The 11709-nt window shown below is 73.1% G+C and carries 8 protein-coding genes and 1 tRNA gene; 4 read left to right on the top strand and 5 right to left on the bottom strand.

Annotation, left to right across the window (positions count from 1 at the left end):
- Positions 1-30 precede the first annotated feature (30 nt).
- Both H295_RS0131345 and H295_RS0131340 read right to left on the bottom strand, forming a co-directional pair.
- On the bottom strand, positions 31-3894 hold the full coding sequence (locus tag H295_RS0131345; protein WP_020139299.1) for a Pls/PosA family non-ribosomal peptide synthetase: 3864 nt from the start codon (positions 3892-3894) through the stop codon (positions 31-33).
- A gap of 272 nt (positions 3895-4166) precedes the next feature.
- Positions 4167-4254: transfer RNA gene (locus H295_RS0131340), tRNA-Leu, on the bottom strand.
- Between the two features lie 198 nt (positions 4255-4452).
- Here H295_RS0131340 and H295_RS0131335 point away from each other — a divergent pair.
- The 3 genes from H295_RS0131335 to H295_RS48625 all read left to right on the top strand — a co-directional run bounded on the left by H295_RS0131335 (position 4453) and on the right by H295_RS48625 (position 7208).
- Positions 4453-5778, top strand: coding sequence for a M20/M25/M40 family metallo-hydrolase (locus tag H295_RS0131335; RefSeq protein ID WP_020139298.1), 1326 nt, complete (start codon positions 4453-4455; stop codon positions 5776-5778).
- A 168-nt stretch (positions 5779-5946) separates the two neighbouring features.
- A complete protein-coding gene (gene chpH, locus H295_RS0131330; RefSeq protein ID WP_020139297.1) occupies positions 5947-6180 on the top strand; it encodes a chaplin ChpH in 234 nt (77 codons plus the stop codon).
- A gap of 149 nt (positions 6181-6329) precedes the next feature.
- A complete protein-coding gene (locus H295_RS48625; RefSeq protein WP_028809917.1) occupies positions 6330-7208 on the top strand; it encodes a chaplin in 879 nt (292 codons plus the stop codon).
- Positions 7209-7269: 61 nt separating this feature from the next.
- Here H295_RS48625 and H295_RS0131320 read toward each other — a convergent pair whose 3' ends face one another.
- Complete coding sequence (locus H295_RS0131320; RefSeq protein WP_007380901.1) at positions 7270-7458, bottom strand: DUF5703 family protein; 189 nt, start codon at positions 7456-7458, stop codon at positions 7270-7272.
- Positions 7459-7505: 47 nt separating this feature from the next.
- Here H295_RS0131320 and H295_RS0131315 point away from each other — a divergent pair, with 47 nt between their 5' ends.
- Positions 7506-8183 carry a hypothetical protein gene (locus H295_RS0131315; RefSeq protein WP_028809916.1) on the top strand — a complete coding sequence of 226 codons (678 nt, stop codon included), beginning with the start codon at positions 7506-7508 and terminating at the stop codon, positions 8181-8183.
- Between the two features lie 85 nt (positions 8184-8268).
- Here H295_RS0131315 and H295_RS0131310 read toward each other — a convergent pair whose 3' ends face one another.
- Both H295_RS0131310 and H295_RS0131305 read right to left on the bottom strand, forming a co-directional pair.
- Positions 8269-10575, bottom strand: a complete 2307-nt coding sequence (locus H295_RS0131310; protein WP_020139293.1) for a helix-hairpin-helix domain-containing protein — start codon at positions 10573-10575, stop codon at positions 8269-8271.
- Complete coding sequence (locus tag H295_RS0131305; protein ID WP_020139292.1) at positions 10572-11558, bottom strand: aldo/keto reductase; 987 nt, start codon at positions 11556-11558, stop codon at positions 10572-10574. The genes H295_RS0131310 and H295_RS0131305 overlap by 4 nt, the downstream gene beginning before the upstream one ends.
- Positions 11559-11709 lie beyond the last annotated feature (151 nt).

The raw sequence follows: 11709 nt of genomic DNA, 5'->3' as shown, positions 1-11709 counted from the left end.
CACCGCTCACCGGCTCCGAGTGGCCCCCGTTCAGGGACGCCATGCCTCGATCGGGTTGCCGAGCCAGCGGGTGTCGTCCGGGACGGACTCCGCGGCCATGACGAGCGACGCGGGACCCAGCGTGGTGCGGGCCCCGACCGTGCTGCCGGGCAGCACGATCCCGCCAGGGCCCAGCGTGGCGCCCTCACGGAGAACAACAGTATCCGTCCGCAAGATCCGGTCGTGGAAGAGGTGGGTCTGGAGCACACAGCCCCGGTTGACCGTCACCGCGTGCTCCAGCGTCACCAGGTCGGTCTCCGGCAGCCAGTAGCTCTCCACCCAGACGCCCCTGCCGATCTTCGCACCGAGCCCGCGCAGCCACGCCGTCATCAGCGGCGTACCGGGCACCGAACCCGCGAGCCACGGCACCGCCAGCACCTCGACGAAGGTGTCCGCGAGCTCGTTGCGCCACACGAAGCCGCTCCACAGCGGGTGCTCCCCGCTCCGGTGCCGCCCGACCAGCAGCCACTTCGCGACGATCGACACCAGACCCGCCACCGCACCGGCGGCCAGCAGCACCACCCCGGCCAGCAGCCAGGCCCACGGCCCCAGCACACACAGCGCGGCGATCGTCAGCACCGCGAGCCCCGCCGAGCAGAACACCGGCACGATCCGGCACAGCTCCACCAGACCACGCGCCCACAGCAGCCCCGCCGAGGGCTCGTACGTCCGGCTCTGATCGCTGTCGGCCGTGCTGCGCGGCAGCTTCACCGGCGGCAGCCCCAGATACGACGTGCCCTTCTTGGCCTTCTTCGGCGTCGCCGACAGCACGCCCACCAGACCGCCGTCCGGCACGGTCCGCCCGGGCGCGGTCATCCCGGAGTTCCCGAGGAACGCCCGCCGCCCGATCTCCGCACGCCCTATCCGCACCCAGCCGCCACCGAGCTCGTACGGCGCGGTCAGCGTGTCGTCGGCCAGGAACGCGCCCTCGCCGACCGTCGTCAGGCTCGGCAGCGCCAGCACCGTCGACACCTCGGCCCCGCGCCCGATCCGCATCCCGAGCAGCCGCAGCCACACCGGTGTGACAAGGCCCGCGTACAGCGGGAACAGCGTCTCGCGCGAGCGGTCCATCAGCTGCGTCACGGTCCACGCCTGCCACCCGATGCGGCTGTGCGTCGGATACGTCCCCTCGCGCAGCCCCAGGCTCAGCAGCCGTACGGCGACCAGGAGCAGCAGCGCGTAGGCGAGCCCGAAGGCGAGCGTGGCCGGGACGAGCGCGAGCGCCACCCCCGGAGCGGTGGGCTCCGGCATGACGATCGCATGGGCCACGAGGAGGGCCGCCCCTCCGGCGAGCACCGGCAGGGCACTGAGCGCGAAGCCCGTGACGCCGTACATCACCCGCCACCACGTGCCCCGCACCGGACGCTCCTTCGGCCAGTTCCGCTTGGCCTTGCCGAGCTTGACCGCGGGCGCGCCGGCCCAGCGCTGACCGGTCGGGATCTGCCCGGTGACCGCCGAACCCGGTGCCACCTCGGCCCGCTTGCCGACCCGGGCGCCCGGGAAGAGCATGCTGCGCGTCCCGACGACGGCGTGCGCGCCCACCTTGACCTGGCCGATCTCCAGCCGGTCGCCGTCCAGCCACCAGCCGGACAGGTCCACCTCGGACTCCACCGCGGCACCCCGGCCCAGCTTGAGCATGCCGGTCACCGGCGGCAGCGAGTGCAGGTCCACGTCCTGGCCGACCTTGGCGCCCAGCGCCCGCGCGTACCGCTCCAGCCAGGAGCCGGTCAGCGAGGTCGCCCCGGTGAACTCGGCGAGCCGCTCGGCCGTCCACAGCCGCAGATGGACGCTGCCACCGCGCGGATGGCGGCCGGGCTGCACACCGCGCAGCAGCAGCCGCGCCCCGCCCGCCGCCAGAGCGAGCCGCCCGGGCGGACTGAACAGCAGCAGGGCCCCGGCTCCGACGAGCCACCAGGAGACGTCCGGCAGCCAGGAGTACGGCAGGACATGGCCGAGGGCGGCCAGCGGCACCATCCAGCGCAGCCCCATCAGGGTGAACAGGGGTAGCAGGACGAGGAGTTGAACCGCCTTGGCGCGCAGCGGCACCGGCGTGATCACCCGCGCCGCGCTGTCGTCCTGGACCGACTCCTCCAGCCGCCGGGCCAACTTCCGCAGCATGGGCTGCTGGTAGATGTCGAGGACGGCCGCGCTCGGGTAGCGGGTGCGCAGCCGGGTGGTCAACTGGGCGGCGGCCAGACTGGATCCGCCGATCGCGAAGAAGTCGTCACGGGCACTGGAGACCGGCATGCCGAGCACTTCCGCCCACTGCTCGGCGAGCCAGGCCTCGGTGCCGTACAACTCCTCGGTCCTCACGGCGCCTGCGAGCCCCTCCAGCGGCCAGGGCAGCGCGTTGCGGTCCACCTTTCCGGAGGTCCGGGTCGGCAGGTCCTCGACCGGGGCCAGCAACGGCACCAGGGCGGCGGGAAGTTCGGCCCGCAGCTTCGCGACCGCGGCCGCGTGGTCCCAGCCGTCCTGCGTCACGACGTACCCGACCAGCAGCTGGTTGCCGCTGCGGGCGGTGCGCACGGCGGCGGCCGCTCCCGCGACCCCGGGCAGGGCCTGGAGGGCCGCGTCGACCTCACCGAGCTCGATCCGCCGGCCGCCGAGCTTGATCTGCTCGTCGGCCCGCCCCAGGAAGACCAGCCCCTCGGGCTCCGCCTTCACCAGGTCACCGCTGCGGTACGCCCGCTCCCAGCCCAGCGACTTCAGCGGCGCGTACTTCTCCGCGTCCTTCTCGGCGTCCAGGTACCGGGCCAGCCCCACCCCGCCGATCACCAGCTGCCCGCTCGCGCCCATCGGCACGGGCTCCCCGGCCTCGTCCACCACGGCCAGCTCCCAGCCGTCCAGCGGCAGCCCGATCCGGATGGGCTGCGCACCGGACATGAGCGAGGCACAGGCCACCACGGTCGCCTCCGTCGGCCCGTAGGTGTTCCACACCTCGCGCCCCTCGGTGACCAGCCGCTGCGCCAGCTCGGGCGGACAGGCCTCACCGCCGAAGATCAGCAGCCGTACGTCGTTGAGGGTCTCGGGCTCCCAGAGCGCGGCGAGCGTCGGCACGGTCGACACCACCGTGATCTCCTGCTCGACCAGCCAGGGTCCGAGATCGGCTCCGCTCCTGACCTGCGACCGCGGCACCGGAACCAGACAGGCCCCGTACCGCCACGCCAGCCACATCTCCTCGCAGGAGGCGTCGAAGGCGACCGACAGACCCGCCATGACCCGGTCGCCGGGGCCGATCGGGTCGTCGGTCAGGAACAGGTTGGCCTCGGCGTCCACGAAGGCCGCCGCGCTGCGGTGACTCACCGCGACACCCTTCGGCTTCCCGGTGGAGCCGGAGGTGAAGATGATCCAGGCGTCGTGCTCCACGCCGGGCCGGGCCGCGGGGACCTCGGCGCGCCCGTGCAGGGTCAGCTCGTGCCCGGCGCCGACCACGGCCCGCACCTCGGCCTCCCCGAACACCAGCTCGGCCCGCTCATCGGGGTCCTCGGCGTCCACGGGCACGTAGGCGGCGCCGGCCGCGAGCACGGCCAGGATCGCGACGTACAGGTCGTTGCTGCCGGACGGCACCCGGACACCCACCCGGTCGCCGAGCCCGACCCCCGCAGCGGCGAGCCTGCGGCGCAGCCGCTCCACCTCGACGGCGAGCGCACGGTAGGTGAGCCGGGTCGTGCCGTCGTCCAGGGCGAGCTCGTCGGGGTAGGACCGCACGGACGCGTCGAGCACGTCGACGAGCGTGCGGGGTGAGGCGGCGTGACCCCCGGAGAAACGGGCGGTGTCGCCGAACTGTTCGCGGATCTCTGCGCTGAACTCTTCGTTGAGCAGGCCGAGAGCACTGCTCTCGTGAGTGGCTGCCATCGGTCCTCGCGTCTCGATCCCGGAGGCCTCCGGGGCGCTGGCGGGCCCGCAGGTCTGCCTGGGGTTGTCCGGGTCCAGCTCGTAACAAGCCGGAAATTTTAGTACGAAGCTAGGTCCGTGCGGCCTGACCGGCCATTCCGGTGGGCCGTTCGAGGACCGAGAAAGATCGTCGGCGATGCTTTGACCTGCGGGTCTTCACTCCGACGAGAGATCGCACACACAGTGCGTGAAACGCAGACGACGCCGACCGATGAATCGGTCGGCGTCGTGCCTGGTGTCCGAGGGGGGACTTGAACCCCCACGCCCGATAAAGGGCACTAGCACCTCAAGCTAGCGCGTCTGCCATTCCGCCACCCGGACAAGGTGTCTGTCGCGCGGGGTCCTCCCCGTGGCGACGAAGGAAACATTACCAGGCTTTCGAGGGGCCCCGATCACCCCCCGACGGCTGCCCGGACCTCGCGTGAACGGCGTGTGACGGGCCGGGACCCGTCTTGGGGCGGGCCGGGTCGCGGAGGGAGGATGAGGGGAACCACCAGCAGTGACAGCGGGAGGAACAGCGTGAGCGACACGGACACGGCCAGGGGCGTCACCGGCGGGGACGAGGTCGTGGACCTCTGCCGCGACCTGATCCGCTTCGACACCAGCAACTACGGCGACCACTCGGGGCCGGGGGAGCGCAAGGCGGCCGAGTGGGTCGCGGAGAAGCTCGCCGAGGTGGGACTCGACCCGCAGATCTACGAGTCGCACCCGGGACGCGCCTCCACCGTGGCCCGGATCGCCGGCGAGGACCCGTCCCGGCCCGCGCTGCTGATCCACGGCCACCTGGACGTCGTACCGGCCAACGCGCAGGACTGGACCCACGACCCCTTCTCCGGCGAGGTCGCGGACGGGTGCGTGTGGGGGCGCGGCGCCGTCGACATGAAGGACATGGACGCGATGACCCTCGCGGTGGTCCGTGACCGCCTGCGCAGCGGGCGCAGGACCCCGCGGGACATCGTCCTCGCGTTCCTCGCCGACGAGGAGGCGGGCGGCACGTACGGCGCCCGGCACCTGGTCGACCACCACCCCGACCTCTTCGAGGGCGTCACCGAGGCGATCAGCGAGGTGGGCGGCTTCTCCTTCACCGTGAACGAGCAGCGCCGGCTCTATCTGATCCAGACGGCCGAGAAGGGCATGCACTGGATGAAGCTGACCGTGGCCGGCACCGCCGGGCACGGCTCGATGATCCACCGGGACAACGCCATCACCGAGCTGTCCGAGGCGGTCGCCCGGCTCGGCCGGCACAAGTTCCCGGTCCGCGTCACCAAGACCACCCGCGCCTTCCTGGACGAGCTCGGCGACGCGCTCGGCACCGAGCTGGACCCGGAGGACATGGAGGGCACCCTCGCCCGGCTCGGCGGGATCGCCAAGCTCATCGGCGCGACCCTCAGCAACACCGCCAACCCGACCCAGCTCGGCGCCGGCTACAAGGTCAACGTCATCCCGGGCGAGGCCACCGCGCACGTCGACGGGCGCTTCCTGCCCGGCTTCGAGGAGGAGTTCCTCGACGACCTCGACAAGATCCTCGGCCCCAAGGTGCGGCGCGAGGACGTGCACTCGGACAAGGCCGTGGAGACCACCTTCGACGGCGCGCTCGTGGACGCCATGCAGTCCGCGCTGGTCGCCGAGGACCCGGCCGCCAAGGCGATCCCCTACATGCTCTCCGGCGGCACCGACGCCAAGTCCTTCGACGAACTCGGGATCCGCGGCTTCGGCTTCGCCCCCCTCAAGCTGCCTCCGGAGCTGGACTTCGCCGGCATGTTCCACGGCGTGGACGAGCGGGTGCCGGTGGACGGTCTGAAATTCGGGGTGCGAGTGCTCGACCGCTTTATCGACGCGAGCTGACGGCGGCACGGGCGCGGCAATCGGAGGGTTGACGCGCTTATTCGCCCGCACGTGCGAGATCGGCCGGGAAGGGTGAATGCGCTCATAAGCTCGTATCCCCAATTGGCCCTCCTCGTTACAGGTGATGCGATCCGCTGCTTGGGATCGCATTGCCAACAAGGAGGAATAATGATCAAGAAGGTCGTCGCCGCTGCGGCTGCCACTGGTGGCCTGGTTCTGGCGGGCGCGGGCCTTGCCGTCGCCGATGCGGGTGCGCAGGGTGCCGCCGTGGGCTCCCCGGGCGTGCTGTCCGGCAACGTCGTCCAGGTTCCCGTGCACGTGCCGGTGAACGTCTGCGGCAACACGGTTTCGGTGATCGGTCTGCTGAACCCCGCCTTCGGCAACACGTGCGTCAACGGGTGACGTTGTGCCTCGCCCTCAGTTAGACAGGGCTGAGCCCGTCGGCCCCGGAGTGCACGCCATGCGCTCCGGGGCCGACCGGCCTTTTCGAAAAGAAAAGAACCGCGTGAAAGCGGTATTTCGCGACAAGGTCGAAGGCAGGGAATCAGTACATGCGACAAGTCACCCGTAAGGGCCTGATGACAGTGGCGGCTGCGACGGGCGTGATCGCCGCCGCGGGAGGCGCCGCCCATGCGGACGCAGGCGCGAGCGGATCGAGCACGAACTCACCCGGCGTACTGTCGGGCAACACGGTGTCCGCACCGGTGCACGCACCGGTGAACGCCTGCGGCAACACCGTGGACGTCGTCGGGGTCCTCAACCCCGCGATGGGCAACAGCTGCGGCAACAAGAGCGGAAACAGCGGCGGCGGCCACGGGTCGCCCGGCGGCTACGGCGACTCGGGCGGCTACGGCGACTCCGGAGGCCACGGGGGTCACGGAAGCCACGGCGGATCCGGGGGCTCGGCAGGCCACGAGGGTCACGGCGGCCACGGGGGTCACGGCGGTCACTGGGGTCACGGCGGCTCGCACGCCGGCGGTCACACCGGTGGCTCGCCCGGCGTGGGGTCGGGCAACCACGTCGAGGTGCCGGTCGACGCCCCCGTGAACGTCTGCGGGAACAGCGTCGACGTCATCGGCATCGGCAACCCCGCCATGGGCAACGACTGCGGAAACGGCTCCGGTGGGCACCACACCCCGCCCGGCGGCTCCCACACCCCGCCCGGATCGCCGGAACAGCCGGGCAGCCCCGGGCACCCGGGCAGCCCCGAGGTGCCCGGTCCGCCCGGCATCCCCGGCACTCCGCACGCCCCCGGAGCTCCGGGCGGCCACGGCAACCACCCCGGCACCCAGACGGTGACCCAGCCCCTGGGCAGCGCTCAGCTCGCCCGGACCGGCAACGACCTGCCGATCGGTCTGGCCATCCCGGTCGGAGCGGGGGCGCTCCTGGCGGGCGCGGTGCTCTACCGCAAGGCACGGGCCTCGGCGTAGGGCGCACCACGTGAAACGGAGCGGGCCCCGCCGAGGCGGGGCGCGCTCCGTTCGTGCTGTCTCACCACGTGGCACGCACCTGGCGGATGATCCGCCGGCGCAGCCGCACCCTGCGGCTGCCGTCGCGCATGAGGCTCAGTCGGTCCAACTCCCAGTGTCCGTACTCGGCATGGTCCGTCAGCAGGCGTGTGGCGTCCTTGCGGGAAACCCCGCGCGGTACGTACACGTCGACAAATTCGTATTCCGGCATCGCATCTATTGTGCGGGCCGGGGCCCGGTACGGATAGCGTCTGCACTATGTCTGATGCTGTGCAGCCCACCGCTGCCGAGGTACGTGCCGCCGCCGAGGCGGTCAAGACCGCGCTCGACCGCCACCTGGCCGCGGTCGAACGGAGGTCGGGTGAGGACGACCCGGCCGTCTACGAGGCCTTCAACGAACTGGCCGCGGCCGCCGAGGTGTACGACGAGCTGCTCTACGACCGTTACGACGAGGTCACCCCCTTCGAGATCCCCGGCGCGGACGACACCGCGCCCTACACCGGCCCCGAGGAGCCGAACGCGCTGAGCGTGCTGATCCGCCGCGACTACTCGGTGGTGGAGCCGCAGCGGCTGCTGGCGCAGGCGCAGCGGGTCGAGGCGGCCGACGAGACGCTCGGCACGGAGGCCTCCGGCACCGTGCACGGCGCGCTGGGTGTGCTCTTCGGCGAGTTCGAGCCGGACGAGATCGCCTCCCGGCACAAGGAGTTCGGCCTGGAGGAGGGCGATTCCACGCTGTGGGTGACCGCGGCGGACGAACCTGCCGAGCCGGGGGAGTGGCTGGAGACGCCGTTCGACCAGGTGGACGTGGAGCGGGTGGTGTGCCGGTTCGACGTCAGCGCGGTGTTCGACGACGACGATGACGACCTGGCCGACGGGGTCGACGGGGTCGATCTCGAGGACGAGGATCTGGAGCCGCTGGATCTGGATCAGCGCTGAGGGTCTGTGACGGCGGCCCCGGAGATTCGGTCTCCGGGGCCGCCGTCGTGCTGTCCGTCCGGCGCCGGTCCGCGCCCCGGACCGCTCAGCCGGCTGGTGTCGCCAGAAGGGTGGGCAGGCGGGTCGTGCGCGGTTTGGCCGGGATCTCGGCCACCGCCCTCGGCAGGGCCTGGTCCGCGCCCTGGACCACGGAGAGGTGGCGGGCCGCCCTGCCGAAGGCCGTGTAGACCCAGGGGCGGGTCAGGGCCTGGGCGGCGTCACCCGGCAGCACCACCACCACGGCCGGCCAGCGGCCACCCACCGCCTGGTGCGCGGTCAGGGCCCAGCCGTGCCGCACGGACTGCTCCACCCGCTCCTTCGGTACGACGACGGGCCGGCCGGCGCAGGTCAGGTGCAGGCCGTCCGCGTCGGCCCTGACCACCTGGCCGGGGACCGTACGGCCCGGGGTGGGGGAGTAGGCGACGCGGTCACCGGGGTCGAAGCCGCCGAAGCGGCCGGGGCCGGGGTTGAGGCGCTCCTTCAGGGCCGCGTTGAGCGCACGGGTGCCCGCGGCCCCGCCGTGGCCAGGCGTGATCACCTGGGTATCCTCGGCGGGCACGCCGATCGCCCGCGGTACCGAGTCCGCGACCAGCTGCACGGTCCGGTGCACGGCCTCACCCGCGTCCCGCACCGGCACGATCACGACCTCCTTGCCGGGCGCCTCGACCTTGTTCAGCTCGCCGATGCCGATCCCGGAGACCAGCTCGCCCAGCGGTCCGGGGTCCGGGGTGCGCGAGGCGACCTGCGGGCAGATCCGCGCGGCGAGGAGATCCGCGAAGACCCGCCCGGGTCCCGCCGACCACAGCACGGCCGGATCCCCGGCCAGCACCAGCCGCGCCCCGTCCGGCAGCGACTCCACCAGCAGCGCGGCCGTCTCCACGTCCAGCTGGGGCGCGTCGAGCACGACGAGCACATCGAGATCGAACGCCCCGTCCCCGTCCCGCCCGGGCCCTTCGGCCCCGGAGAGAAGCCCGGTGACGGTGGCGACGGGCCCGGCGGCTCCGTGCGAGGTGGGCGGCCCGTCCCCGTCGGATCCGTCCCCGCCGGATCCACTCCCGCCGGACCCGCTTTCGTCGGATCCGAGGAGCGTCTCGAAGCGGGCGCGGCCCAGGGGGCTGTGGGTGGCCGCCCAGGCCCGCAGGCCCAGGCTCCGTGCCGCCGCCAGCAGGGCCGCCGGTTCGGCCACGGACGCCTCGCCGCCGGTGTGCAGCACCAGGCCGTGGGCCGCCGTCGCCCGGATCAGCTCGGCGGCGGAGCCCCTGGCCGACGCGGCCGCGCGCTCCCAGTCCTCGGCCGAACCGTCCGCCTTGGGCACGGAGTTGATCAGCCGGGCAAGACCGTCGGCGAGGCTCTCCTCCGCGAGGGCGTAGCGCTCCAGCCCGACCAGGATCCGCACCGGCCGCTCCGCACCCTCCTCCTGGTCCTCCGCGGGCTCGGGAGCGGTCGGGTCGAGGGCGTCCTGGAAGACCAGGGCCTCCGCCTCGGCGATCGTGCTCTGTACGGCCGCCTCGGTGTCCGGCACGCCCCGCTGGGCCAGCGCGGCGGTGAGCGCCGGCATCTCCAGCGCGGTGTGCCCGGCGAGCGCCGCCTGCTCCAGGAGCCAGACGGTGACCGCCCGCCCCCGCCGCTCGTCGTCCGGCGCGCACTCATCGCCGAGCAGCGCCCGCGCGAACCCGTCGGCCTGCTCGGGCCGCACCCCGGCCACCCGCAGCAGCTGCCACGGATCCGCCCGCAGCTCGTCGTCCGCCGCTTCCCCGAGCACCGCCGCCACCTGCGGCGCGAGCCCGTCCGGCGCGCCGCCCTCGGCCAGCACCCGCCGCACGGCCTCGACGACCTCCGGCCCGGGTCCGACGGGGGAACCGACCCCGCCGATCCCCGCACCGGCCCCGGGACCGGCACCCGCGCCGGCAGTGGCTCGCTCCGCCTCCACCGACACCGGCCGGGGCCGAGCCGCCTCAGGCGCGGGCCTGCGCGGTGGCTCGGGCTCCCCGAACACGGCGGCCACCGGCTTCGCCCCGCTCTCCACGGCCCGTACGGCGGCGAGGAGATCGGCGGCCTTCCCGCTGAGCTTGGCCCCGCTCTCGACGGGCCCCTTCTTCTCGGCCTTGCGCCGGGCGATCCGCTCCCGCTCGAGCCGCTGGGCCGCCAGTTCGGCCTCGGCCTCGGACAGCTGAGCCTTGGCCGCGCCGTCGTCGGCATCGCTCCCGGTTGTTTCCGCTGCCGTTTCCGCCTCGGCCGCAGTGCCCTCGGCCTCCGCTCCCGGCTCGCCGTCCGTGTCCTGCGGCTCCGGCTCCGGCGCGGCCTCCCGCGTCCCCGGCTCGGTCTTCTCCGTGGGCTCCGGCTCCGTGCTCACAGCGTGCTCCAGTCGTGATCGGGATAGCGGTGCACGGGCGCCGACACATCGTCGAGCGCCCGGCAGATCTCGTCAGGAAGACTAAGGGCCTCCACTGACAATGCCGCCGTGAGCTGCTGCGAGTTGCGCGCGCCGACAATCGGGGCGGCCACCCCCGGCCGGTCCCGGACCCAGGCGAGGGCCACCTGGAGCGGGGTGACGGCGAGCCCGTCGGCCGCGGTCGCCACCGCGTCCACGATGCGGCTCGCCGTGTCGTCGAGGTAGGGCGCCACGAACGGCGCCAGATGCTCCGAGGCCCCCCGCGAGTCGGCCGGTGTCGCGTCCCCGCGGTACTTGCCCGTCAGCACACCGCGCCCCAGAGGCGAGGACGGCAGCAGCCCGATGCCCAGATCCAGCGCGGCCGGCAGCACCTCACGCTCGATGCCGCGCTGGAGCAGCGAGTACTCCAGCTGCGTCGCGGCCAGCCGGGTCCGCACCCCCGGCGCCGCCAGCTGCCACGTCCCCGCCTTGGCGAGCTGCCAGCCGCAGAAGTCGGACACCCCGGCATAGCGGACCCGGCCGCTGCTGACCGCCAGGTCGAGCGCGTGCAGCGTCTCCTCCAGCGGGGTGCGGGGGTCGTAGGAGTGGACGTGCCACACGTCGACGTAGTCCGTGCCGAGCCGGGCCAGGGAGTCGTCCAGCGCGGAGAGGAGGTGCCCGCGCGAGCCGTCGACGCGGCGGTCCGGGTCGGGCACGCTGCCCGCCTTCGTGGAGATGACCAGGTCCCGGCGCGGGACCAGGCCGTCTATGAGGCGGCCGAGCAGGTACTCGGCCTCCCCGTCGCCGTACACGTCCGCCGTGTCGACCAGCGTCCCGCCCGCCTCCCAGAACGTTTTCAGGAGGTCCGCCGCGTCGTGCTCGTCGGTGTCCCTGCCCCAGGTGAGGGTGCCGAGTCCGATGCGGGACACGCGCAGGCCGGTACGGCCGAGATGCCTCTGCTCCATGAACGCCGAGATTACTGGCCAGAACCTGTCGCGTGGGGGCCTGTGGACAACGGATTCCCGCAGGTGTGGGACAACGGGTGCCGGCAGGACGGGGTTCCGCGTCCGGTCACCGTACGGGCCACCACCTGCCCCGGTCCGTCCGGCCGCGCTA

Origin of the sequence: Streptomyces sp. 351MFTsu5.1 (assembly GCF_000383655.1) — a bacterium.
Taxonomy (GTDB): Bacteria; Actinomycetota; Actinomycetes; order Streptomycetales; family Streptomycetaceae; genus Streptomyces; species Streptomyces griseorubiginosus.
This window is presented reverse-complemented; position numbering and strand designations above follow the sequence as displayed.